General features: G+C 68.4%; 19 protein-coding genes and 2 pseudogenes. 15 read left to right on the top strand and 6 right to left on the bottom strand.

Annotated features, from left to right (window positions below):
* Positions 1 to 7: 7 nt before the first annotated feature.
* Positions 8 to 442, bottom strand: coding sequence for a YdeI/OmpD-associated family protein (locus NC4_RS14425; RefSeq protein WP_067537615.1), 435 nt, complete (start codon positions 440 to 442; stop codon positions 8 to 10).
* Between the two features lie 30 nt (positions 443 to 472).
* Complete coding sequence (locus NC4_RS14420; protein WP_218021106.1) at positions 473 to 1096, bottom strand: VOC family protein; 624 nt, start codon at positions 1094 to 1096, stop codon at positions 473 to 475.
* Between the two features lie 123 nt (positions 1097 to 1219).
* On the opposite strand from NC4_RS14420, the gene NC4_RS14415 reads away from it, so the two are divergent.
* From NC4_RS14415 to NC4_RS14390, 8 genes are all read left to right on the top strand, one after another.
* Positions 1220 to 1717, top strand: a complete 498-nt coding sequence (locus NC4_RS14415) for a hypothetical protein (protein WP_067537612.1) — start codon at positions 1220 to 1222, stop codon at positions 1715 to 1717.
* 652 nt (positions 1718 to 2369) lie between these two features.
* Entirely contained in the window at positions 2370 to 2777 is a 408-nt protein-coding gene (locus NC4_RS14410; protein WP_067537609.1) for a hypothetical protein, read from the top strand.
* Between the two features lie 289 nt (positions 2778 to 3066).
* The gene (locus NC4_RS41600) at positions 3067 to 3210 is read left to right on the top strand and encodes an IS110 family transposase (RefSeq protein ID WP_218021104.1); all 144 of its coding nucleotides are present in this window, start codon (positions 3067 to 3069) and stop codon (positions 3208 to 3210) included.
* A gap of 12 nt (positions 3211 to 3222) precedes the next feature.
* On the top strand, positions 3223 to 3423 hold the full coding sequence (locus tag NC4_RS41595; protein WP_218021102.1) for a hypothetical protein: 201 nt from the start codon (positions 3223 to 3225) through the stop codon (positions 3421 to 3423).
* A gap of 21 nt (positions 3424 to 3444) precedes the next feature.
* Positions 3445 to 4230 carry a transposase gene (locus NC4_RS14405; RefSeq protein ID WP_218021100.1) on the top strand — a complete coding sequence of 262 codons (786 nt, stop codon included), beginning with the start codon at positions 3445 to 3447 and terminating at the stop codon, positions 4228 to 4230.
* A 253-nt stretch (positions 4231 to 4483) separates the two neighbouring features.
* Positions 4484 to 5437: an NAD(P)-dependent alcohol dehydrogenase gene (locus NC4_RS14400; protein ID WP_067537605.1), complete on the top strand. Its 954-nt coding sequence runs from the start codon at positions 4484 to 4486 to the stop codon at positions 5435 to 5437.
* A 42-nt stretch (positions 5438 to 5479) separates the two neighbouring features.
* Positions 5480 to 5818 carry a hypothetical protein gene (locus NC4_RS14395; RefSeq protein WP_157554696.1) on the top strand — a complete coding sequence of 113 codons (339 nt, stop codon included), beginning with the start codon at positions 5480 to 5482 and terminating at the stop codon, positions 5816 to 5818.
* A gap of 610 nt (positions 5819 to 6428) precedes the next feature.
* Positions 6429 to 6929: a nuclear transport factor 2 family protein gene (locus NC4_RS14390; RefSeq protein ID WP_157554694.1), complete on the top strand. Its 501-nt coding sequence runs from the start codon at positions 6429 to 6431 to the stop codon at positions 6927 to 6929.
* Between the two features lie 252 nt (positions 6930 to 7181).
* Here NC4_RS14390 and NC4_RS14385 read toward each other — a convergent pair whose 3' ends face one another.
* Positions 7182 to 7640: a hypothetical protein gene (locus NC4_RS14385; protein ID WP_218021098.1), complete on the bottom strand. Its 459-nt coding sequence runs from the start codon at positions 7638 to 7640 to the stop codon at positions 7182 to 7184.
* Positions 7641 to 7688: 48 nt separating this feature from the next.
* Positions 7689 to 8159, bottom strand: a complete 471-nt coding sequence (locus NC4_RS14380) for a MarR family winged helix-turn-helix transcriptional regulator (protein WP_067537598.1) — start codon at positions 8157 to 8159, stop codon at positions 7689 to 7691.
* Positions 8160 to 8297: 138 nt separating this feature from the next.
* On the opposite strand from NC4_RS14380, the gene NC4_RS14375 reads away from it, so the two are divergent.
* Together NC4_RS14375 and NC4_RS14370 are read left to right on the top strand one after the other, a co-directional pair.
* Positions 8298 to 8900 (top strand): DUF6461 domain-containing protein, encoded by a 603-nt coding sequence (locus NC4_RS14375; RefSeq protein WP_067537597.1) that lies wholly within the window; start codon positions 8298 to 8300, stop codon positions 8898 to 8900.
* A 46-nt stretch (positions 8901 to 8946) separates the two neighbouring features.
* A complete protein-coding gene (locus tag NC4_RS14370; RefSeq protein WP_067537594.1) occupies positions 8947 to 9396 on the top strand; it encodes a hypothetical protein in 450 nt (149 codons plus the stop codon).
* A gap of 448 nt (positions 9397 to 9844) precedes the next feature.
* On the opposite strand, the pseudogene NC4_RS14365 reads toward NC4_RS14370, so the two are convergent.
* Positions 9845 to 11295, bottom strand: a pseudogene (locus NC4_RS14365) (succinic semialdehyde dehydrogenase).
* 203 nt (positions 11296 to 11498) lie between these two features.
* Between NC4_RS14365 and NC4_RS42615 the strand changes: the two are divergent.
* The 5 genes and pseudogenes from NC4_RS42615 to NC4_RS14340 all read left to right on the top strand — a co-directional run.
* A pseudogene (locus NC4_RS42615) lies at positions 11499 to 12935 on the top strand (acyl carrier protein); the annotation flags it as partial.
* A 24-nt stretch (positions 12936 to 12959) separates the two neighbouring features.
* Complete coding sequence (locus tag NC4_RS14355) at positions 12960 to 18230, top strand: SDR family NAD(P)-dependent oxidoreductase (RefSeq protein WP_369690750.1); 5271 nt, start codon at positions 12960 to 12962, stop codon at positions 18228 to 18230.
* A gap of 33 nt (positions 18231 to 18263) precedes the next feature.
* The gene (locus NC4_RS14350) at positions 18264 to 21500 is read left to right on the top strand and encodes a type I polyketide synthase (RefSeq protein ID WP_067537580.1); all 3237 of its coding nucleotides are present in this window, start codon (positions 18264 to 18266) and stop codon (positions 21498 to 21500) included.
* 16 nt (positions 21501 to 21516) lie between these two features.
* The gene (locus tag NC4_RS14345) at positions 21517 to 22539 is read left to right on the top strand and encodes an AfsA-related hotdog domain-containing protein (protein WP_067537574.1); all 1023 of its coding nucleotides are present in this window, start codon (positions 21517 to 21519) and stop codon (positions 22537 to 22539) included.
* A complete protein-coding gene (locus NC4_RS14340) occupies positions 22536 to 23864 on the top strand; it encodes a protoporphyrinogen/coproporphyrinogen oxidase (RefSeq protein ID WP_067537571.1) in 1329 nt (442 codons plus the stop codon). The genes NC4_RS14345 and NC4_RS14340 overlap by 4 nt, the downstream gene beginning before the upstream one ends.
* A 13-nt stretch (positions 23865 to 23877) precedes the next feature.
* Here the strand turns inward: NC4_RS14340 and NC4_RS14335 are convergent, their stop codons facing one another.
* The gene (locus tag NC4_RS14335; RefSeq protein ID WP_067537569.1) at positions 23878 to 24573 is read right to left on the bottom strand and encodes an AfsR/SARP family transcriptional regulator; all 696 of its coding nucleotides are present in this window, start codon (positions 24571 to 24573) and stop codon (positions 23878 to 23880) included.
* Positions 24574 to 24602 lie beyond the last annotated feature (29 nt).

Raw genomic sequence — 24602 nt, 5'->3', positions numbered from 1 at the left:
GACGGCTTCAGCCCCGCAGGGTGGCGATGGCCTTCTCTATGCGCCGCTGGCGCGTATCGGGCCGCTTCGCGCTCTCGATGGCGTGCACATGCTCGCGCTTACGACTGTAGGAAAGGCCGTCGTAGGCGGCCCGGGCGACGGGGTCCTCGTCCAGAGCGCGGACGAAGTCCGGCGGCTCCACGATGACGCGCGGCTGCGTGTCGAGCTCCAACTCGACCTCGACCTCCTCGCCGATCTCGACCCCCGCGGCCTGCCGATTGGCATTGCTGAGCCCGAGCAGATAACGGCCGCGCATGAGGGCAACCCGACTCTTCCAGGAATGTCCATTGAGCGTGATCGTCACCGGCGGCCGCGCACCCTCACCGAGCGCCGCCACCACCTCGGGCGGAACCTCCAATCCCCGCATGGGCTCGGGCGGCTCGACCTGAGTCCGAAACTTCATGATCTGTCTCCTATCGTTCTGTCGCCCGACTCAGGCCGTTTCCTCCCACACGAACCCGTCCGGGTCGGTGAACGAACCGATGCCGCTGTCCATGATGATGCGATGCGATCCGCTCCCGTCCACGGACACGCCCGCCTCCTTCGCAGCAGCCTTCCGCGGATACAACGCCAGCGTGACCGCCGCCCCCGCGAACTCCGCGTACTTACCACCGAAACTCTTCGCCACCGTCAACCCCCGCTCGGCATAAAACTGCTTGCTGGCCTTCACATCCGCCACCCCCATCAGCAACACGACATCGTCAACCTCCCGAGTGAACGGCCCCACATCCTTCTTCTTCGACGTAGCGATCTTCCAAATCGTCCCCTCCGGCGCCTGCACCACCGCGCTGTAACCCCACAAACTCTTCTTCGCAGCCTTGAGCACAACGAACCCGGCATCGACAGCGGTGCCCACGAGACTGTCGACCGTAGACGGCTGCGACACCACCAACGACAGCAGGAACCCCCGGAACCCGTCCGTCGGCGCCTCCGACGCCCGGAACCCGACCCGATCACCCAGCCCGAACGCGGCGTCATAGATCGCCGCAGCCGCCTGAGGATCAGCCACCTCGAGCTGAATATTGATGTCAGTGCTGATGTTCACGTTGATTTCCATGCCCATAACGCTAAACACGCGCCACCACACCCACATCCGTGCCGACCACGGAACCCACCACTGAGCCGACACCGCAGAAGCACGGGCAACCCCTAGGCGCGACCGTCGACTTACGATCGGGCCATGGACCGTGACGCACCACAGACCAGAAGCTCCTTCCGCAAACTACATCCGATCGTCACGCCCAAGCCGCTCTCGCAGCTACCCGACCGTGTCTGGACCATGAGCGAGTGGAACCGCATCCAGAGGGGCTGTCGGTCGCGGAGCATGGACGAGAAGTGGAACATCTTTGCCGAAGGCGAGATCGTCTTCATGCACCGCAGTTGGACCGGCCACGGGATGTACGAGCTGTCGTTCGCTCCGTCGGCCGCCGGTGGCCGAAAGATCACCTCCGCGGTCGTGGAGACGGATCCCCAACGGCACCGCCGGATAAGCGACGACTACGACCGCGTGATGATCGAGTTGATCATCACCGACGTCATTCTCGGCGAGCCCGCCCGGGAGCTGCGCGCCGCACTTGCCGCCGCCATCGCAGAATCGCGCTCGGGCACCACTGAACTCAGTCAGCAGGCGATGCAGCACAGCGTGCTGGGGTCACACCCCAACCCGCACGCACCATGAGCAAATCGGTGCCCTCTCCAACTGGCTGGATCGTCACCGTGAGCGCCTGGAACGCTGTGTAATCGCCAGTTGAAGACGACGAGTTCGCCTACCGTGCAATATATTCCGCATGATGGTGCGTCGCTACTGCGGCGATCGGTCTCCGAGTATGGGTTACGGAGCACGACCTACGCCCCTCTTGCCAGGACGTTCTCGAGCATGTATTTCCCGCAGTTGACCACACCGCCGGATCCGAAACGTTTCGGCCGCGATGTCGCGGACTTCGACATCGGCGAACCACTGGGAACCGCAGCGAACAACCTCGATGTAGACGACCGCGGCATTCACTGGTGGGGAAGCCCGTCCACACCGCCCACACAGTGAAGTGCCGAGCGCCATCCATTGAGACGACAGGGGTGCGGGCCGTCTCACCATCCGGTCAAGCTGCGTGTGGGGCCCACAGCCGATCCCGAACGCCCGGGTCGGGGCAATGCAGGACGGTTCCCGACCTGGCCTGGCCGAGCCCAAGAACCCGGCCAGCCTTGTAGAGCTCTCGCGTAGGTGCCGATTTCGGCTGTGCGCGTCGCTAGGCTGTATCCGTTGCGTCGATCCGTAACGTGACTGGGACACACACCATTTCGGTTGGTGCATAGGATAACTGGAGTTCTTGGCCATGCGTATTCGTACCGCTGTCATCGCACTCGGTGTCGCACTCGGCCTCGCGGTCGGCACGATAGTGCTGTACTACTACGACGGCGGGTCCAAGGATCATACGTACCTCCAGGTCGGCGACTGCTGGGACTACAGCACCCGATTCGACGAATCGGTACACGTAAAGCCGTGTTCCGATCCGCATTACGGCGAAGTGATCCTCGAGGCAGAGGATTCCGCCATCGATCGGGATCCGGCCGGGGGCCTCGACGCCTGGGGCTTCTGCAAAAAGCAGCTGGGCCAAATCCTGTCGAGGAACAGCCATCTGGACTACTGGATGATCCCAAGCGGCCGCATCCGTTGCGCGGTAATCTCCGCTGATCATGCCAGTACCCGGATCGGCGGCCTCACCGGCAGAGTCGATCGCTGAACACGTGAGTGACCAGTAATCGCGACAAGAAATCGAGCAATCCGACCCGTGCGCTGCCATCGGCTAGTAAGAGACTGGTGCCAGGATCGGATCCCGGCCAGGATTTGATCCAGGTGCCCGGTGGGGAGCTCCCTCTATTCGGCTGCCCACCGTCTGGATTGGTGTGGCTCTCTTTTGGCTTGCCTCCCACCGGTCACCGTGCAGGGAGTGGCTGAAGAGGGGTTTGCCCCAGCTCGTACTAGCGGTGCCCTCCCGCACGGACACCGTCGAAGCAGCTAGTACGGGAGGGATGATGAGGGTCATCATCGGGATGGATCCGCACAAACGCTCGGCCACCATCGAAGCCGTCGACCCGACCGGGCGCGTTCTGGTCACCGGCAGATACAGCACCGACAATGCGGGATTCGCGGAAATATTCACCGCTGGAAGATGATTCGACGACCGTGTGTGGGCGATCGAGGGATGCAATGGCATCGGGCGCCACTTGGCGCACCGGCTGGTCCACGACGGCGAGACGGTGATCGATGTGCCGACGAAGCTTTCGGCGCAGGTCCGGGTGTTTGCCACCGGCAACGGCCGCAAGACCGACCCGGTCGATGCGCACTCGGTCGCGCTGGCTGCCCTGCACACGCCGGGGCTGCGGTGAGTCGAAGCCGACCCGGACCTGGTGGCCCTGAGCATGCTCGCCGACCGCCGCGACGAACTCGGCCGCGCCCACACCGCAATCCTGTGCCGGATTCACCGGCTGCTGCTCGAGCTGATTCCCGGTGGCGCCAAGGTATTCCTCACCGCTCGTCAGGCCCGCGCGTTGATCGCCGAGGTCACCCCGCACGATGCCGCGTCGCGGGTTAGGCGGCGGCTGGTCGTGGAAATGATCGAGGAATTGGAGACCGTCGACCGCAAGACCCGCGCCGCGGACAAGGAACTGCGGCAGCTGGTCCTCGACCGCGGCTCCACGCTGATGGACCTGCACGGCATCGGACCGTCCTCGGCAGCAAGGCTTTTGGCCGATGCCGGCGACATCCACCGATTCCGCGACCGGGACCGGTTCGCCTCCTGGAACGGCACCGCGCCCCTGGACGTATCCTCCGGCGAACAACAGCGCCACCGACTTTCGCGCGCCGGCAACCGCAAGATCAACCGCGTCCTGCACATCATGGCCATCGTTCAACTACGAAACCCCACACCCGGCCGCGTCTACTACGACCTGCGCAAAGGCGGCGGCAAGACATCCATGGAGGCCCTGCGCGCACTCAAACGCCGACTCTCGAATGTGGTCTACATGCGGATGCTCGCCGACCAACGACGTCGTGAATGGGCAGGCCCGGGAGGGCAATCGGGAACGACTCCTGCCTCCAGCGCGACCGGCTCAAACCCGCACACCGATCCTTCGGACAAGCCACATCCCGGACCCTCATTCCAGGCTAACCCCAACCCCGCCCCGAGGGGTTGACATAGAGGGGACCCAAAGGCGGATGTCTCGCGCCGCAGCCGGTCTCGGCCGGTCGGCCGTTTTCCCGGGCTCCCCGCCCAGCGGCATCGCCACGTGCCGGTGGGCGGTCGAATTCTCGTCGATGTTGTTGGGCGGGAACAGGTTTGGGGTGTCTGGTCGAAGGCCGATGCTCGGATCGCGCATCAGGGGACAGCCTGTCGACTAGACTTCGCCGGATACCACACTGTCGCGGGCTACTGTATGCCGGTATCGCATGAAGGCCATGGTGTACGACCGCTACGGCGGTCCCGAGGTGCTCTCGCTCGCGGAAGTTCCGGAACCTTTCCCGGGACCGAAACAGGTGCTCGTCCGGGTGCACGCGACATCGATCAACCTCTCCGATTGGGAGACCCTGCTGGGGACGCCGCTGTATTCGCGCATCGGCGGGCTGCGGGTGCCGATGCGCCCGGTTCTGGGATCCGATATCGCCGGACGGGTCGAGGCCGTCGGCTCCGAGGTCACACTGTTCGCTCCGGGTGACGAGGTCTACGGCGACAATCTCGCGCTCAAGGGCGGGTTCGCGGAATATGCCGTGGCGCCCGAGTCGGCGCTGGCTCGCAAACCGGCAACGCTGAGCTTCGCCGAGGCGTCGACGCTGCCGCAGTCGGGGGCGATTGCACTACAGGGCACAGCCGACATTGCCGCTGGTATGTCGGTGTTGATCAACGGTGCGGGCGGGGGATCGGGAGCGTTCGCGATCCAACTGGCCAAGAACGCAGGAGCGCACGTGACCGGGGTGGACAACGCCGACAAACTGGCGTTCATGCGCACGCTCGGCGCCGACGAGGTCATCGACTATCGCGTCGAGGACTTCACCCGAACCGGGCCGTACGACCGGGTGCTCGACCTCGTCGCCCACCGATCGGTTTTCGCCTATCGCAGGTCGGTCGTACGTGGCGGCCGGTATCGCTGCGTCGGCGGCACCACACGCGCGTTGCTGCGGATGACGACCGTCGGCGTGGTCGCCGGGATGGTGACCGGCCGGGGGCCCGGGGTCCTCGCGGTGAAAGAGGGCCCCGCCCACTTCACACCGCTGGCGGAGTTGTGCGTCGCGGACCGGATCGATATCCACATCGACCGCACCTTCCCCCTTGCCGAGACCGCGACCGCGCTGGCCCATGTCGGTGGCGGGCACGCCCTCGGCAAGGTAGTGGTCGAGATCCGCTGATCGAGAGCGTTCCGCCGACGTCATTGGCGGACAAGGGGAGCTGTGAAAACACCGCCGTACATCGACTGCTGCCGGATGCCGGAGCTACAGGTATTGCGAACCTTGTACGAGTCGCGGCATGACGTCGAGGCCTTACAACAGTGCCAGTCGTGTCATGCCTACTGGTTCTACCGGTTCCATGAGTACACCAACTGGTCGACCGGGGACGGCGATCTGACGTCGTGGTTCAGCCCGGTGTCGAGCGAGGAAGGGGCACAGCTTCATACCGCGACGGATCCGAGCCGAATCGACCTGACCTTCCTCGCGACCCGCTCATGCTGGATGGACGACAATGGCTGCATTCGGCGCGTCGGTGGCGGACCAGTGAATCCCTGGTCTTGAACGAACTCCGGTTCGCTCAGCGAGATCGGCGGACTCGGGCACGACTCGACCGGGAAGCCGCAGTCGCGTGTTATGGTTGGCTACGAGCGGCGGTAGACCAGACTCCGGCCGCCGATCGGGACATGTACCAACCCGATTTCGATACCTTCGTCCTCGGGCTGCAAATTGTGCCGCAAGTGCCATGAAGCACTGACACAGGTCCGCGATGGTCGCTTCGGATCGCACGGTATACGGCACGAGCGTGCGCTCGCGCGCCGGGTCTGGCCTGGTTGTGACCACAGAATCTGACACCAACCTGCCGCATGTGGACATACGATCACCGGGAACTGGTGGCGGCATCGGCCGAGAAGGCTCCGCCACCAGTTCCCGGTGATCAGTTGACCAGTCGGCTGGGACAGGTTCTGGTGCTGTCCATGCCCGATCGAGTGGCTCGGGCCGATGGCTCGAGCGGGTGTCCATCCGACCGTGCGTGACACGGTAATTCGTATGGTGGCCGCGTTCCGTGATACATGGTTTTCCCACCGACGATCGACCAGTAGGAGCTCGGCAAAGGCGGGTGCTGGATGGTACGAGCTTCTGGCGGGGACCAGGGTGGCGCTGTCGTCAATCGGTGACGACGGCCGATATCCGCCAGCATCGGGCAAGACGCCACGCTTGGATCGTCGATATGACGGAGAGTCCCGCAATCCCTGACGCTTCGAAATCTGCTGCCGAGTTCGTGGGCCGATTCGAGGCCTTCTGGGCGAATCCGGATCCGTCCGCGCTCGGTGAGCTGCTCCATCCGGACGCCCATCTCGTGCAACCGCTCCGTCCGGAGATGCACAGCTCGGCCGCCTATGCCGACGAGCTCACCCGGCTCCTTCGGTTATGTCCTGACCTGGCTGGTCACCTGCTCTGGTGGGCGGTCGTGGATGACGGTGTCGTCATCGAGCACACGCTGTCCGGAACCGTCGTCGGCAAGCGATTCGAGCTGGACCGAATCACCCTGCGCGCTGGGAAGGTGGTCGAGCGAATCGCCTACTTTGATCCCAGTCCGCTGATACTGACGATCGCTATCAGTCCGACGGTCTGGCTGCCCTATTTGAGGATGAGACTCGCTACGAGGACTTGAGAATTTCGCAATCGAGCGCCGCGCTGCGCCAGGTGCGGAAATACCATCGCGGAGCACTCGGCGGTCACCTGCGAAGGTGACATCGAGGTCGGAGGAGGGAGCCATCCCCGCTGGCCTCGGATCGGTTCTATCCGTTGGTCTTCCGATGTCGCGTGTTGATCGGTTGCTCAGTGCGGGAACCGGCATGCGTGTGTGGTCCTCTGAATGCGCACGATTCGGCGATATCGGCGCGCGGTTCGGCTTCGGTTGTGGTTATGGCTCATTCCGAGGGTTTGTCGCCATCGACGCAGGCCGGTGAGCGGCAGCCTTGTTGCGGTGGGACAGGTGGCCGGTCAGCTGCAGGCCGTCGCGGATATTGAGCGACATCAGCACGATATTCGTTGCACCGACAAGCAATTCGAGTGCCTGGATGCAGTAGAAGACGGCCCCGAACTGATCGCGTCGGGCGAGGATTGACAGGGTGATCGCGCAGGGGACCAGGATCAGCAGGCCGTTGGCTGCGATGATCGGCATCCGGCGTTTCTTGGCCAGGATCACCGGGTCGGCAGAATGGTCGGCCAGCCGGAAACCACTGGCTCCGGTGACAGCCAGTGCGAGCACCAGAATCGGTAGGGCCCAGGGGATGGTTTGTTTGACCGTGGTGACGGCGTGCTCGGATCCGGTGAGTTCGGTCGCGACGGTCGAGAGCCAGAAGGTGAGGATGGTGGCCAAACCGATTATGCCCGCCACGGGGTGGATGCGAGAGAGCATTGCGCACCTCTATTCGAGGGGTTGGGTGGCGCGAGCGCCTTCGAGGTTGTCGATCGCCCGCCGGAGCATGCGCAGGAACTGCTCGCCCTGGTTCTGTGCGAGCCCGGCGGTGGCGATGCCGTTGATTTCGGCGGCGGCAGTAGCCAAGGGGGCGTGCAGTTTTCGGGCGCGCTCGGTGAGGTAGATGAGCGCGCGCCGCCCATCGTCGGGGTCGGCGGTGCGCCGGATCAGGCCGTCGCGTTCCATGCGTTTGAGGGTGTGCGCCATGGTCGACTGGTCGATGCGGACCTTCTCGCAGAGTTCGTTCTGGGTGACGCCCTCCTGCTCGTACAACGCCAGCAGTTGCGCGAATTGCCCAGGCACCACACCGTATTCGGCGATGCGATCGCGCAGCGCCTGTTCCATGAGCCGCGCGAGATGGTTGACCACGTATCCCAGCGAGGTCGCTCGATCGACCGGCCACTTCTCGTTCGGCTCCATACCGCCTTCTTCCAGCGTTGTTCCGAGACTCCTCCATGATACATGGCAAGCAATGTAATTGCCCGACCATGGATGTCGGTGGCGCATGGCAGTGTCAGCCACTGTGACTGCTTTGGCTGGTAACGAAACGGGGACGGTATGAACACCACGACCGGTGGCCTCGGCTGGATGTACGGCAGGGATCTGCCGCTGCTCAGCCTCACCTTCGCGCGTCGGATCAACGCCCGGGGGCTACTGGAGCGGATGGGTGTTGACCACGGCACGGTGGCGGTGCGCGGGCCGGATGACTTCCACTACGAGCTGGGCGGCCTTCTCTATGCGTCCGACGGATATGTGGTCAGCGCAGGGCATTACCGAAGCTGGGCCTGGGTGTGGGAGCACGGCAGTTGGAAAGGCGTCGAAGACCGAGGACTGGTGCTGCGCGCCTCGATCGGCACCGCGGCGTTGGTGCTGAACACCAGCGAGAAACCAGGAGTGGTGTTCCGGTACGCCGAGGACGGCCGCCTTGTCACCGGACTCGACAGCACGGACATTTTCGCGCGGACAGGCAGCGACCCGCACCGCTTCGACGCCGAGATGCAGGCCCTCGGCGCCCGACCCGACGAACACGGGTACGGCGCCTTGGGATCCCGCGGAGTGTTCTACAAGCTCGCGGAGAACCTCGGCGTCGGCATCCGCGAGGACGACCTCACCAACCGCCCCGTCCTCAGCGGCCGGCTCCTGCCCCCAGCCTCACGGTAGTGCCGCCGCACCGCAGGGCTGCCCGAACCCGGGCTAGTCTGCCGGTGTGGCTAGGGCATGGGCTGAAGCGCAGTTGATCGAGGACGGCTTCGAGCGCGTGTACATCGAGTTGGACTGGTACGACGGACCTCGAGCGGGCATTGCCGACATCGGAGGCCGACCGCACTATTTCGAATGCCTGGACTACGACGAAGCTGACGAATACCGGGTTTGGCCCGCGTACGGCGAAGCCCTGGCGTGGGAGTTCGAGCAGTGGCGGATCTTCGTCAGCTGGAATCAACGCTATCGGTCGGGCGAGATCGGCACCGAAAGCCATCCGGGTCATGGCGGAATCGGCTCCCGCTACGACGAACTCACCCTCCTACTCGCGCCGCACCGTCGATCGCCGAGCGACACACGAACGTTGATGGGCGAGATACGGATCGACGACGGTGATCGCTACCGGCCAGAGGGGACCAACGTCTGGTTCCGGTGGCGGTCGAGCGACCCGCGTTGAAGTTAACCCGCAGCCAAGCACCCGCTCGGTGGCATTACAGAGCGGGCCGCAGTGCCAGTCGTGTCATGCCTACTGGTTCTACCGGTTCCATGAGTACACCAACTGGTCGACCGGGGACGGCGATCTGACGTCGTGGTTCAGCCCGGTGTCGAGCGAGGAAGGGGCACAGCTTCATACCGCGACGGATCCGAGCCGAATCGACCTGACCTTCCTCGCGACCCGCTCATGCTGGATGGACGACAATGGCTGCATTCGGCGCGTCGGTGGCGGACCAGTGAATCCCTGGTCTTGAACGAACTCCGGTTCGCTCAGCGGTCAGTGGAGGGGTTTGGGCACCAGCTCTCAACAGCGCGAAGTCGCACCTCATCGGCTACAGCTCGCCCACCACCGTTCGAGCCGAATCGGCCCCGGACGACGTCGCGAACGCAAGCGCTGGCCGCGGGGTGGGTCAGGGGCGGCCGGGGAGGTGGGAGATGAGGTTGGCCAGGGGGATTTGGGTGCGGTGGAAGCGGGTGGGTGGGGTGGTGGGGGGTGGGCCGAGGATGCCTAGTTTGGCGGTGGCGAGGGTTTGGGGGGTGGTGTATTTGAGGAGGCCTTCGGGGGCGTGGCGGTGGCCTAGGCCGGAGTTGCGGAGGCCGCCCATGGGGGCGGCAGGGGAGGCTGCGGCGGCTGCGTAGGACTCGTTGATGGTGACTGCGCCGGTGTGGAGGCGGGCGGCAATGGACTCGCCGGTGGCGGGGGTTGGGGCGAATACGGCTGCGGTCAAGCCATATTCGGAGTTGTTGGCGTGGGATATGGCCTCGTTCACGTCGGGGACGGGGTAGAGGGAGACGAGGGGGCCGAAGGTTTCGGCGTGGGCGCAGGTCATGGTGTCGGTGACGTCGGTGAGGAGGGTGGGTTCGAAGAAGAGGGGGCCGAGGTCGGGGCGGGGGTGGCCGCCGGTGAGGATTCGGGCGCCTTTGGAGGTGGCGTCGGCGAGGTCTTTGGTGACTTTTTCCAGTTGTTCGGGGGAGGTGAGGCTGCCCATGTCGTGGCTGAAGTCGTAGCCGGGGCCGAGTTTCATGGCGGCCACGGTGGAGACCAGTTTGGCGGTGAACTCTTCGGCTACAGGCTGTTCGACGTAGATGCGTTCGATCGACAGGCACAGTTGGCCCGCGTTGGAGAAGCAGGCGCGGGCCGCTACACGGGCGACGGCGTCGAGATCGGTTCCGGCGGTGACGATCATGGGGTTCTTGCCGCCGAGTTCGGCGGCGAAGCCGATGAGGCGGTCGGCGCAGCGGCGGGCCAGGGCGCGGCCGGTGTCGGTGGAACCGGTGAACATGAGGAAGTCGCAGGTGTCGGCGATGGCGCGGCCGACGGTGGCGCCGGGGCCGGGGAGCACGGCGAGCAGGGGGCGGGGGAGTCCGGCACGGTAGAGCAGTTCGGCATTGGCCAGTGCCGAGAAGGGGGTTCGGGCAGCGGGTTTCAGCAGGACCGCGTTTCCCGCGAGCAGGGCGGGGAGGGAGTCCCCGATGGCCAGGAACATGGGGTAGTTCCAGGGGGCGATCACGCCGACCACGCCCTTGGGGCGGTGGTGTACGCGGACACGGGTGACCAGCGGGAGCGGGCCGGGCACCCGGCGCGGGTGCAGCAGACCGGGTGCGGTGCGGGGTGTAGTAGCGCGTGGCCGCGAGGATGCCCAGGATTTCCTCCTGGGCCGTCCAGCGGGCGGGCGGCCCACTCGCGCTGGGCGGTGCGCGCCGCCGCCAGCGCGGTGGTGACATCACCGGCATCGGCTATCGGGACCGAGCCCAGCGGGGCGCCGGTGAACACTTCGCCGATGACGGCGGTGCGACCGCCGGGGGCGACCGCGGCCAGGCCGCTGAGATGTTGCAGGACTGTGGTTTCCGGGACAGGCATCGTCGTACTCCTCTTCGAACGACCCGCGCACCGACGCTAACGCGCGGTCGGTGTTCCCGGGTGCGGCGGTGGCCGCGCAGTTACCGCACGGTGGACGCGCGCAGACCGGGCGTTCCTAGGCTCGATCGAGACGGCGCCGCGATCTCCGGATCGTTCTGGTGCACGGTCTGTTTCGAGGCGCGGTAGCAGCGAGGAGCGCGACCATGGTGAACGACAGCGGGATGGCCGGTGGCGAGGATGCGGCCGACCAGGTGCGGCGGCTGGCCCGGCTGGCGCAACTGAGTCCGGCCGAACGGGTCCGGCTGCTGCGCGAGCTGATCGTGCGTCAGGTGCGCGAGGTGCTCGGCGCCCTGGCGCCCGACGAGATCGACGCCGACCTGTCGTTCCAGCAGCTGGGGTTCGACTCCCGCTCCGCGGTGGAACTGCGGGATCGCTTGCGTCGCACGACCGGTGTGGAACTCACCGCCGCGGTCGCCTTCGACTATCCGACCGTCGAGCGCATGGCCCAGCTGCTGCACATCCGGCTGACCGGCGCCGAACCCGCCGACGTCGACACCGATGCCCGGGCGGTGACCGCACCCGAGGAGCCCATCGCCATTATCGGCCTGGCCTGCCGCTATCCCGTCGGGATCGCCGCACCGGAGGACATGTGGCGCATTCTCGCCGAGGAGCGGGCGGTGACGGGGGAGTTCCCGGCCGATCGCGGCTGGGACGACGTCTATGATCCCGAACCCGGTGCGGGGGGCAAATCGTATGTGCGCACCGGCGGATTCCTCTACGACGCGACGACATTCGACGCCGACTTCTTCGACATCTCGCCACGCTAGGCCACCGCCATGGACCCGCAGCAGCGGCTGCTGCTGGAAACCTCCTGGGAGGAAATCGAACACGCGTGCATCGATCCGGTATCGCTGCGCGGCAGCCGAACCGGCGTCTACGCCGGGCAGTTCTACACCGACTATTCCGACGACGACGCACCACCGGAACTGCACGGATACCTCATGACCGGGGTGACGGGAAGCGTTGCCTCCGGCCGCATCTCGTACGCACTCGGGCTGGAAGGACCAGCCATCACCGTCGACACCGCGTGCTCGTCCTCGCTGGTCACCTTGCATCTGGCGACGCAGGCCCTGCGCCGCGGCGAATGCGAGCTCGCCCTGGCCGGTGGCGTCACGGTCATGGCGAAACCCAAGTCCTTCATCGGATTCAGCCTGCAGCGCGGACTGGCCCCGGACGGCCGCTGCAAGTCCTACGGCGCCGGAGCCGACGGCACGGTGTGGTCGGAGGGCGTGGGCATCCTGGTGCTGGAACGGCTTTCGCAGGCGCAACGCCGCGGCCGCCGAATCCTCGCGGTGGTGCGCGGTTCCGCGGTGAACCAGGACGGCGCGTCCAACGGTCTGGCCGCGCCCAACGGCCCGGCGCAGGAACGCGTGATCCGCGCGGCCCTGGCCGATGCGGGCATCGGCCCCGCGGATGTGGACCTGGTCGAGGGCCACGGCACCGGCACGGTACTCGGCGATCCGATCGAAGTGCAGGCCCTGCTGTCCACCTACGGCCGCGGCCACGGATCGGGCGAACCGCTGTGGCTGGGATCCATCAAATCCAATATGGGGCATACCCAGGCGGCCGCGGGTGTCGCCGGTGTCATCAAGACGGTACTGGCCATGCGGCAGGAGATCATGCCGCGCACCCTGCACGCCGATCGGCCCACCGAGCACGTGAACTGGGCCGACGGACAGGTGCGGCTGCTGTCGGCCGCGCGGCCCTGGCCGCGGCGCGAACGCGCACGGCGGGCGGGCATCTCCTCGTTCGGGATCAGCGGCACCAATGCGCACGTGATCATCGAGGAGCCGCCGCGCCAGGAATCCGCGCCCGCGCAGCGCACCCTGCCGCCGATCACCGCGTGGCTGCTCAGCGCGCGCTCAGGTCCGGCTCTCACCGCGCAAGCCGAGCGGTTGCGCACCACCGTGCAGGCCGATCCGGACCTGCCGGTCGTGGACATCGGCTATGCGCTGGCGGTCTCGCGCGCCGAATTCAGCCAGCGCGCCGTACTACTCGGCGCCGACCGCGCCGAACTGCTGGAAGCACTGGATGTGCCTGCGGCCGAAGGTGATTCCGAATCCGTCGTGCGCGGCTCCACCGACCGCGACGTGCGCACCGCGCTGCTGTTCCCCGGCCAGGGGGCGCAGCGCCCCGGTATGGGCCGGGCCTTGTACGACTCCTACCCGGTGTTCGCCGCAGCCCTCGACGAGCTCTGCGCCCAGTTCGACGCCATCAGCCCGCAGTGGCCGACGGGCCTGCGCGCGGTGATGTTCGCCGAGCCGGGCACTCCGGAGGCCGCGCTGCTCGACACCACCGAATACACCCAGCCCGCGCTGTTCGCCCTCGAGGTATCGCTCTACCGCCTGCTGACCGCATGGGGCCTGCGCCCGGATCGGCTGGCAGGGCATTCGATCGGCGAGATCGCCGCGGCGTACGCGGCCGGAGTCTGGTCACTGCCGGACGCCTGCGCCTTGGTCGCCGCGCGCGGCAGGCTCATGCAGGCGCTGCCGCCGGGCGGCGCCATGGTGGCGGTCGAGGCCGCGGAGGAGACGGTGGCCGAACTGGTCGCCGAACGCGCCGACCGCATGTCGGTGGCCGCCGTGAACGGCCCGCGCTCACTGGTGCTCTCCGGTGACGCGGCGGCCGTCGACGAGGTGACCGGACTGCTCGCCGCCCGTGGCACACGGACCAAGCGGCTGCTCGTCAGCCACGCCTTCCACTCGCCGCGCATGGACCCCATGCTCGACGAATTCCGCCGCGTCTGTGCGGGGCTGACCTTCCACGCCGCCACCGTCCCCGTGATTTCCACGGTCACCGGCCTGCCGCTCACCGAGGCCGAACTCCGGTCCCCGGAGTACTGGGTGGCACAGGTACGGCAGCCCGTGCGATTCCAATCGGCCGTGCAACGCCTGCTCGGTGAGGAAGGCGTCTCGGTGCTGTGGGATGCCGGACCGGGCACCGTGCTCACCGGGCTGGTGCATCGCACCGCCGCCGAACTCGATACCGCGCCGACCGCGACCGCCCTGCTGCGCGAACCGGCCGCGGAGGAAGCGCGGGAACTGTTGCACGCCTTGGCCGTCGGTTACTGCGCCGGGGGTCACCTGGACTGGGCGTCGATCTTCGCCGGAACCGGAGCGCGCCCGGTGGATCTGCCCACCTACCCGTTCCAGCGGCCACGCTACTGGCTGGAACCGGTGGGCGGCGCCAATGTGAGCGGCGCGGGCCTCACCGCCGCCGACCATCCGCTGCTGGGCGCCATGGTCGAACTCCCGGACACCGCCGGCCGGGTGTGGACCGGCCTGCTCGCCCTGCACACCCATTCCTGGCTGGCTGATCACGCCATTGCCGGGAGCGTGCTGCTGCCCGGCACCGCCTACGTCGAGATGGCGCTGCACGCGGGCGCGGCGACGGACTGCCCACAGCTGGCCGAACTGATTCTGCAAGCGCCGCTGGTGCTTCCGGACACCGGAGCGGTCGAACTGCGCGTGGTCGCCGGTGCGCCGGAACCGGACGGTTCCCGCTCGGTGAGCGTGCATTCCAGGCCGCGCGCCGAGGCGGCCGAGCCGGGAGACTGGACCTGCCATGCCACCGGAGTCCTGCAACCGGACGACGAATCCGTCCCGGCGGCAACCACTCTCGCCTCCTGGCCGCTGCCGGGCGCCGAAAGCGTGGAGCTGGACGGCGGTTACGAGCAACTCGCCGAGCACGGCTACCGCTACGGTCCGCTGTTCCGCGGGCTGACCGCCCTGTGGCGGCGCGGCGAGGAATTGTTCGCGGAAGTCGACCTGCCCGAGGCGGCGCGCGGATCGGCCGAGCGGTTCGGTATGCATCCGGCGCTGCTGGATGCCGCGCTGCACGCGCTGGCCCTGAGCGGCCGGATGCCCGGCGCGGACGAGGTCTCGGTGCCGTTCTCCTGGGAGGGCGTACGGCTGCACGCGGTGGGTGCGCAATCGCTGCGCGTGCGGGTGACCGCGCCGGGACCGGACCGGATCGCGCTCACCCTCGCCGATCCGGTCGGCAATCCCGTCGCGGAGGTGGGCGCGCTCACGCTGCGCACGCTGCCGCGGTCGGCGCTGACCGCCGGGCGGGCGGCCGGGACGGATCTCTTCGTCCCCAGCTGGAGCGCCCTGCCCACCGGCGAAGCCGAGACGATCGGGTGGGAAGCCGGGGACGGGCTCGGGATCGCGACCGCCGGGGAGCGGCGAATCGCGGTGCTCCGCGCGATATTCGAACCCGATGAGGCCGAAGTCGGCAGTGGAACATCCGAATTTACTCGCCTTCGCACGACCGAACTGCTGGCGCGCATGCAGGGGTTGCTCACCTCCGGCACGGGCGAGCAGACCGTCTGCGTGGTCACGCACCGCGCCGTGGCCGTGCATGCCGCGGAAGTCCCGGACCTCACCGGCGCGGCCGCCTGGGGCCTGCTGCGCAGCGCCCAGAGCGAATATCCGGGCCGCGTGCTGCTGGTGGACATCGACGATCCGGCCACCTACCGCGACGCCGTCGCCCGGGCCATGGCCCTCACGGAGGAACCGCAGCTCGCGCTGCGCGACAGCGTCGCCTACACGGTGCGACTCGGCCGCGAGAGCACAGAGGCATTGGTGCCCAGCGCTGTAGCGGACGGCTCGCCGTGGCGGCTCGCGCCGCAGGGTCTGGGCACCCTCAGCGCCGAGAACCTCGCGCTGGTGACCGACGACACCGCCACCGCGCCATTGCCGCCGGGCCACGTGCGGGTCGCGGTCCGCGCGTGCGGGGTCAACTTCCGCGATGTGCTGATCGTGCTGGGCATGTACCCGGATCCGGACGCCGCCATCGGCGGCGAGGGCGCGGGCGTGATCGTCGACATCGCACTCGATGTCACCGAATTCGCGCCCGGGGACCGGGTTTTCGGCTTTCTGCCCGCGGTCGCCTCGACCGCCATGGTGGACCGGCGGCTGCTGGCGCGGATACCGCGCGGCTGGACCTTCGCGCAGGCCGCCGGCACCCCGGTGGTCTTCGCGACCGCCTACTACGGGCTGGTCGACCTGGCCGGTCTCACCGGCGGTGAGACGCTGCTGCTGCACGCCGCCACCGGCGGCGTCGGCCTGGCCGCGGTCCAGCTGGCGCGCCACCTCGGCGAGGAACTCTATGTGACCGCCAGCAAGCCCAAATGGCCGGTGCTGCGGGAGCTGGGCTTCGACGCCGACCATATCGGCGACTCCCGCACCCTGGACTTCGAGCAACGGTTCGCCGCCGCCACCGGCGGACGCGGGGTCGACGTCGTACTCGATTCCCTCGCAGGTGAATTCGTCGACGCCTCGCTGCGGTTGCTGCCGCGCGGCGGCCGTTTCATCGAGATGGGCATGACCGACCGGCGCGACGCGCAGGAGGTGGCGGAGCACCATCCGGGTGTCCGCTATCGCGCCTTCCATCTGATGGAGGCGGGTCCGGACCGGTTGCGCGAGATCCTCGGCACGCTCGTCGAGCTGTTCGAATCCGGTGTGCTGCAACCGATCACCACCACCGCCCGGCCGGTCCGCGAGGCGGCCGAAACCCTGCGGTTCATGAGTCAGGCCCGCCACATCGGCAAGAACGTGCTCACCATCCCGGCGGCCTGGGCGGCCGAGGGCACCGTGCTGATCACCGGCGGCACCGGCGGACTGGGCGCAATGCTCGCACGCCATCTCGTCGACGTGCGCGGCGTGCGCAACCTGCTGCTGGTCAGCCGACGCGGACCCGAAGCCGACGGCGCGGCCGAACTGCGGGACGAACTCGCCGCCCAGGGCGCACAGGTGACCATTGCCGCCGCAGATGTGGCCGAGCCGGAGACGGTATCGGCACTGCTGGCCGGTATTCCGGCCGCCCATCCGCTCACCGCGGTCATCCACGCCGCCGGTGTGGTCGATGACGCGGTGCTGGAATCGCTGACCGCCGACCAGGTCGCGGCCGTATTCCGGCCCAAGGTGGACGCCGCCTGGCGGCTGCACGAGGCCACGGCGGATGCCGATCTGGCCGCCTTCGTCCTGTACTCGTCGGTGGCGGGCGTGCTCGGCGGACCCGGACAAGCCAATTACGCCGCGGCCAATGCCTTCCTCGACGCCCTCGCCCAGCGACGGCGCGCCGCCGGACTACCCGCCACCGCGATCGCCTGGGGCGCCTGGCGCGGCACCGACGGCATGACCGCCGAACTCGGCGACCAGGATTGGGCCCGCATGCGGCGGCAAGGCATGCGCCCCATCGACAATGCGCACGGCGCCGCGCTGTTCGACGCCGCCGTCACCGCGACGCCCGCGACGGTGGTGGCCGCCCGGCTCGATATCACCGCGCTGTCGGCACTGGATCCCAGCGATATCCCGCCCCCGCTGCGCGGGCTGGCGCGGCCGGGGCGACGCACCGCCGCTGTCCGGACCGCCGAATCGGCGTCCTTCGTCGCGGGTCTGGTGGGTAGAGAACCGGCCGAGCAGGTCCGGGCCATCGTGGACGCACTGCGGATACAGGCGGCCGCCGTACTCGGGCACCGCTCCCCGGACGCCATCGACCCGGCCCGGCCGTTCCAGGAGCTCGGCTTCGACTCGCTGGGCGTCATGGAATTCCGTAACCGGCTCAAGTCGGCGCTGGGCATCACCCTCGGGACCACCGTCGTCTTCGACCACCCCACGCCCGCGGCGCTGGCCGACCATCTGCGCGCCGAGCTCGTCCCCGTCGACGACGCACCCGCCCGCCTGCGCGCCGGAATCGAGGCGGTGGCCCGCGACTGCGCCGCCGCCCACCTGGAACCCGAGGACAAACGGGAATTGGCCGCCCGGCTGCGCGCCCTGGTGCGCGAACTGGATAACGGCCTCGACGAAGCCGCCCTCGACCTGGACACCGCCGAGGATCGCGAATTGTTCGGGCTGATCGACCAGTTGGACTGAGCGGCAGCGGATTCGGCAGAGAAACGAGGAGAGATGGCCGAGGAGGAGCTGCGCCGCTATCTGCGGCGCACCGTGCAGGACCTGCTGCAAGCGCGTCGGGAGCTACAGGAGCTGCGGGAGCGGGTCGCCGAGCCGATCGCCGTCATCGGCATGGCATGCCGCTTCCCCGGCGGCATCGGATCCCCGGAAGACCTGTGGCGCATGGTTTCCGAACGCCGTCACGTCAGCGCCCCGTTCCCGGCCGATCGCGGCTGGCGACCGGCCGCCGCCCACGACGAGCCGGGCAATCCGACCGTGGCCACCGGCGGATTCCTCGATGACGCCACGGGTTTCGACGCCGGATTCTTCGGCATCTCCGACCGGGAAGCCGCCGCCATGGATCCCCAGCAGTGGCTGCTACTGGAGGTGGGGTGGGAGGCCTTCGAACGCGCGCACATCGACCCGACCAGTCTGCGCGGCAGCGACACCGGGGTGTTCGCGGCGGTGAGCGACCAAGTGTACTCCGACTGGTGCCCCGACTGGGACGGCTACGAAACCTATTACGTCCTGGGCAATCAGGTCAGCCTGGCCACCGGCCGCGTCGCCTACGCACTCGGCCTCAACGGACCCGCCATCACCGTCGACACCGCCTGTTCGGGCGCGCTCGTCGCGGTGGACCAGGCCGTCGCAGCGCTGCGCGACGGCTCCTGCTCGCTCGCACTGTCCGGCGGCATCACCGTCATCGACTCACCCACCCAGTTCGTGGCATTCTCCCGACAACGCGCCCTGGCCCCCGACGGATTGTGCAAACCCTATGCGGCCGCCGCCGACGGCACCGCCTGGTCGGAGGGCGTGGGCCTGCTCGTCCTGGAACGACTTTCGGATGCCCGCCACAACGGCCACCCCATCCTGGCGGTGGTGCGCGGCACCGCCGTCAACTCCGACGGCGCCTCCAACGGCCTGACTGCGCCCAACGGCCGCGCCCAACAACAGGTGATCCGGCAGGCGCTGGCGGCAGCGGGGCTGAGCCCCACCGACATCGACGTGCTCGAAGGCCACGGCACCGGCACCGTGCTGGGCGACCCCATCGAGGCGCACGCGCTACTGGAAACCTATGGCAGACACCGCACCCCGGACCGGCCCGCGTGGCTGGGATCGGTGAAATCCAATATCGGCCACACCCAATCCGCCGCCGGGGCAGCGGGACTGATCAAGATGGTGTCGGCCATGCGCCACGGCACGGTCCCCGCCACCCTGCACGTGGACCGGCCGTCCGACCACATCGACTGGTCCGGTGGCCAGGTGCGGCTGGCGACCGAGGCGACCCCATGGCCGGACACGGGACGGCCACGCCGCGCAGCCGTCTCCGCCTTCGGCTTCATCGGCACCAACGCCCACGCCATCGTCGAATACGACCCGGCAGGATACGGGCAGCCGCCCGATGCGACGCCCGCCCGACCGGATGTGACGGTTGCCCGACCGGCGGCGCCGGTCGCCGCAGCGGCCGGAATGCCCCAATCGGAAATGCCCGCACGGCCGGATGCGGCGCCCGTGGCGGCGGATTGGGTCCGGCGCCGGGTGCTTCCCGCCTATCCGGTCGTGTTGTCGGCGCGTAGCGGCGCGGCGGTGCGGGAGCAGGCGGCACGGCTGGCGGGGGTGCTCGAAAAGCCCGGCGAGGGAGGAGAACCGGTCGGCGTGGCCGATCTCGGGCTTTCCTCGGTGACGACTCGGGCCGTGCTGGTGGCCGGGAATGCGGAGCGGCTGCGGGCGGCGGCGACAGCGCTTGCACGGGGCGGCGGTGACCGGGATGCGGTGGCGGGAGCGGTCGGTGCGGGAGGGCTCGGGGTGTTGTTGCCCGGGCAGGGGAGTCATCGGCCGGGGGCTGGACGGCAACTGTACGAGACGTTTCCGGCGTTCGCGACGGCCTTCGACGAGGTGTGCGCCGCATTCGACGGGCATCTGGATCGGCCGCTGCGCGAGCTCGCCTTCGGGGTGGAGGCCGAGGTGCTCGAACGCACGGAGTACACCCAGCCGGTGCTGTTCGGTGTGCAGGTCGCGCTGTGGCGATTGCTCGAATCATGGGGTATGACAGCGGATTTCCTGCTCGGACATTCGATCGGCGAATTGTCGGCCGCACATCTGAGCGGGGTGTTCGCCCTGCAGGACGCGGCCGCGGTGGTGGCCGCGCGCGGACGGCTCATGCAGGGGCTCGGCCCCGGTGCCATGCTCGCGGTGCGGGCTACGCGCGCCGACGCCGAGGGCGCGCTGGCCGGATACGAGGATCGGGTGTCGATTGCCGCGGACAATGGCCCGAACGCCACGGTGCTGTCCGGGGATGAGGCGGCGGTGCTGGAGTTGGGCCGCTACTGGCGGGCCCGGGGCCGCCGGGTGCGGCGATTGCGCGCCCAGCGCGCGTTCCATTCCCCGCATCTGGACGGCATGCTCGGCGAGTTCCGCACGGTGCTCGAGGCGGTCGAGCTCAAACCGCCGTCGATTCCCTTGGCCTCCAATGTGACCGGGGGGCTCGCCTCCGCCGCGCAGGTGTGCACGCCGGAGTACTGGGTGCGACATGCGCGCGGCACGGTGCTGTTCCGCGACGGCGTGCAGGCATTGCGTGCGGCCGGGGTGGACACCTTCCTCGAGGTCGGGCCCGGCGAGGTGCTCTCCGGGATGGCCGCCGAATGCGTCGCCGACGGCGGCTGCGCGATCGTGCCGAGTCTGCGCGAGAACGATGCCGAAGTCCCGGCGCTGTTGCGGGCGGTCGCGGGGGCCTGGGTGCGCGGAGCCGCCGTCACCTGGGCGGAGGTATTCGCCGGGACCGGGGCGCGCACCACCGATCTGCCCACCTACGCATTCCAGCATCGCCGGTATTGGCATGGCACCCAGCACTATTGGTGTGGCAGCACGGCTGCCGGAACGGTCGTGGAGCACACCCCGACCGCGGGGACCGACGCGAGCGCCGCCGCGCCGGAGGTCGATCCGGGCGCCGAATTCCGAGCTGAGCTGGCCGCGATCGCCGGTTCCGACCGCGACGAGTACTTGCTGGCCGCAGTCCGGGCGCAGCTCGCCGCGACCCTCGCCGACGGCGCCGGATCGGTGCGCCTCGAGGACGATCGCGGAGTTCTCGCCATTGGCCTGACCTCGCTGTCGGTGCTCGAATTGCGCAGCCGGATAAGCGGTCTCACCGGGCTGGTGCTGCCGGTCGGCGCCTTCCTGGATAACCCGACACCCCGCGCGCTGGCGAGTTTGCTGGCCACCGAACTGGGCGCCCTCGCGCCGCCGATGCCGTGACCGGAAAGGAGACGCGATGATCGCACCCCAACAAGACACACCCGCGGGCGGCCTGGGTTTCGAGCGGACCGTGCCCCGCTCCCTGGCGCACCGCCGCTGTGTGGGCGAGGTGTTCGTCACCGATACCGCCTCGGCGGGCAGCGGGGAATACCTTGCCGCGGTGCAGATTCCACGGACCCACCTGCTCTGGTCGGATCGCCCCGCCGGACTGCACAATCCGCTCGCGCTGGTGGAGGCGGTGCGGCAGACCATGACCGTGGTCGGGCACCGCTATCTGAACCTGCCGCCGGGCACCGCCCTGAGCCTGCAACGCGCCGCGGTGGAGGTCGAGGATCGCAGTGCCCTGCACGACGATGGCGCCACCCCGCTCGAGGGCATCGTGCAGTTGCGTACCGATCTCACCGCGGGCAGTGCGTTTCTCACCGATCACGGGTTCACCGCCACGGTGGCTGTCGGTGGCGCGGTCGCGGTCACCGTCCATGGCGGTGGCGTCGCCTTCCCTGCCGAGGCCTACGCCGACCTGCGGCGGCATCAGCGCGCGCAGCGCCCGTCCACGGCGGGCGGCGGCAGGCGGCGGGCGCCGGTCGCGCCCGCGCGGGTGGGCCGCCGGGATGCCCGCAATGTGGTGATCGCCGATGGCCCCGACGGTCTGGAACTCGTGGTGGACCAACGGCATCCGGCCTTCTTCAACCACCCCTACGATCATGTGCCCGGACCGCTGCTGCTGGAAGGTTTCCGGCAGGCCGCCCTGCTGGGGGTCGGCGACGACACCGCGGCGGCGCACCTCGATCCCGCGCCCACCGGGCCCGCGCTCGTGGTGCTGGAGGCCGATTTCACCGGCTTCGCCGAGTTCGGCGCGCCCCTGATGTTCACCACCCGAATCGATCGCGACGACGAGATGGACTCGGCCGAAATACATCTCGAACTCATCCAGTTCGGCGCCCGCATCGCGGGTTGCCGCATCGACATCGCCACCGGTTCTCCCGAATCGTGGCTCGACCCGGCCCCCGCCGCGGCATCCCGAGGAGACAGCTCATGAACAACCCGGTATTCGCCCAGCCGCGGATCGCGGTGGTCGGCGCAGGCATGGCCGGTATGTCGGCCGCCCTGGAACTGCACGAGGCCGGTTGCCGCGTCGACCTCTACGACCGGATGCCGGTGCTCGGCGGCCGTTTCGGGGTCGACCGGCTCGGTGACCGGCCCGTCATGACCGGCGGCAAGAACCTCGGGCACAAGTACTCGGCGCTGCGCAACTTCCTCGCGCGGCTGGAGACGCCGCGCTATGAAATGTTCGGCATCAATACCTCCCGCGTGGTCGACGGACAGTTGCTGACCCTCGCCAGCACCCAGTCGCCGTGGGACAAACTGACCCGGCTGCGGCGGCTCGGCTCGGTGCGCGATCTGGTGAAGCTGGCCTGGCTGGGCCTGCTGGTGCGGCGCGACGAGACCAACCGCTTCCTCGGCGCACCCGCCTTCGCCAAACTCGCCGCCGCCTCCGACGACCGGCTCCTGGCCGCGCATTTCGGCCCCGATATCGTGCGGAAGATGTTCCGGCCCACGACTGTTCGCATGAACGGCGCGGAACCCGACGAGGTGTACCTGGGCACCTTCGGCACAAATCTGTCGATGATCATGGACACCTACGATCAGCTCACCGACGGCATCGGCCCCGCCATCGCCGCACTGATCCAGCGCGTCACGGCACACACCGGCGCGCGGGTGGAACGGCTGATCATGGAGGGCGACCGCGTGACCGGGCTGGCGGTCAGCATCGACGGGGGACCGGTGACCGAACACCCCTACGACACCGTCGTGCTGGCCACACCGGCGTACGCGACCGCCGACATCGTGAAGGGCGACCTGCCGCGCTTGAGCGAAATGCTGGAACCGGTGCGCTATTTCCCGGCCGCGGTGGTCCTGGTGCACTATGAGCGCCCCGTCTTCGGGGCGAAGGTCCGCGCCATCGTGCTCGACGACGGCCCGTGCAGCAATGCCGGGGTGTACGGGGTCGACGACCTCGATATCGTCCGCTACACCTTCAGCGGCCGCCTGGCGCGCCCCGCGCCCACCGAGGACCTCCTCGACGCCTGGATCGACGACGCCGAGCAGCGCTTGTTCGCACTGCTGGGCCACACCCGCATCGCGCGCAAGGCCATGGTCAAACGCATCTGGGAGGCCGCCTACTGCGCCTACGTGCCCGATCACGGCGCCTTCCTGGACCGCGTTGGCGATCAGGTCGCCGGTGTCGAGGGACTGGAACTGGCCGGAGACTATCTGCGCGGCGCCGCCCTGGAAGCCTGCTGCCGCTCGGGAGTCGAAGCCGCCCAACGGGTCCGGAACCGGCTCACCATCGCGACCGCCTGAGGCCGCGTCCGGCTCACGCCGTCGGACGAAACTGCCGGGACTGCAGGCACGAGTCCTGCGCGAGAATTAGCCGGTGCAGCCGCCGCAGATCCCGGCCCGGCTCGATCCCGAGATGCTCGACCAGCGTCGCCCGCGAGCGGTGATACACCCGCAGGGCCTCGGCCTGCCGACCGGACCGGTACAGCGCCAGCATGTACTGCCGATGAAACCCCTCCCGCAAAGGCGCTGTCGCCGTGAGCATCTCGAGTTCGGGAGTGATCTCCCGATGCCGCCCGACCGCCAACTCCGCCTCCAGGCAGTCCTCGTAGACATTGAGGCGTTCATCCTCGAGCGCGGTCAACTCGTTCCAGTCGATCCCGGCCTCCACCAGATCGGCCAGCGCCGCCCCCGACCACATCCCCACGGCCGCCCGCAAGCACTCCCGCCCCGGATCGGCCGCCCCCGCCAGCAGGGCGGACCGCCCCTGTTCGGCGAACCGCCGAAAACGATTGAGATCCACCGCATCCGGATCCACCCGCAGCCGATATCCTGGATTCTCGGTGAGCAGCACCGCACCATCCCCGTCGCCGAGGGTCTTCCGAATGGCCGACACCGCCTGATTATCGTGCAACAGCAGATACCCGAGCACGGCCCGCCGGGTCAGCCCGCCCAGATCGAGCCTGCTCCCACCGGATCTGATGTCCAGTGCGCCGAGAACACGGAATTCCACGGTGCTGCCCTCCGCTCCGCCCTTCGCTG

It is taken from the genome of Nocardia crassostreae (assembly GCF_001613405.1).
GTDB classification, from domain to species: domain Bacteria; phylum Actinomycetota; class Actinomycetes; order Mycobacteriales; family Mycobacteriaceae; genus Nocardia; species Nocardia crassostreae.
The sequence above is the reverse complement of the archived record's forward strand: the minus strand, read 5'-3'. Positions and strand labels throughout refer to the sequence as shown.

Coding starts and splice junctions, on each gene's coding strand:
- NC4_RS14425 (WP_067537615.1), bottom strand. CDS start 442: ATGAAGTTTCGGACTCAGGTCGAGCCGCCCGAGCCCATGCGGGGATTG.
- NC4_RS14420 (WP_218021106.1), bottom strand. CDS start 1,096: ATGGAAATCAACGTGAACATCAGCACTGACATCAATATTCAGCTCGAG.
- NC4_RS14415 (WP_067537612.1), top strand. CDS start 1,220: ATGGACCGTGACGCACCACAGACCAGAAGCTCCTTCCGCAAACTACAT.
- NC4_RS14410 (WP_067537609.1), top strand. CDS start 2,370: ATGCGTATTCGTACCGCTGTCATCGCACTCGGTGTCGCACTCGGCCTC.
- NC4_RS41600 (WP_218021104.1), top strand. CDS start 3,067: ATGATGAGGGTCATCATCGGGATGGATCCGCACAAACGCTCGGCCACC.
- NC4_RS14400 (WP_067537605.1), top strand. CDS start 4,484: ATGAAGGCCATGGTGTACGACCGCTACGGCGGTCCCGAGGTGCTCTCG.
- NC4_RS14380 (WP_067537598.1), bottom strand. CDS start 8,159: ATGGAGCCGAACGAGAAGTGGCCGGTCGATCGAGCGACCTCGCTGGGA.
- NC4_RS14375 (WP_067537597.1), top strand. CDS start 8,298: ATGAACACCACGACCGGTGGCCTCGGCTGGATGTACGGCAGGGATCTG.
- NC4_RS14355 (WP_369690750.1), top strand. CDS start 12,960: ATGCGGCAGGAGATCATGCCGCGCACCCTGCACGCCGATCGGCCCACC.
- NC4_RS14350 (WP_067537580.1), top strand. CDS start 18,264: ATGGCCGAGGAGGAGCTGCGCCGCTATCTGCGGCGCACCGTGCAGGAC.
- NC4_RS14345 (WP_067537574.1), top strand. CDS start 21,517: ATGATCGCACCCCAACAAGACACACCCGCGGGCGGCCTGGGTTTCGAG.
- NC4_RS14340 (WP_067537571.1), top strand. CDS start 22,536: ATGAACAACCCGGTATTCGCCCAGCCGCGGATCGCGGTGGTCGGCGCA.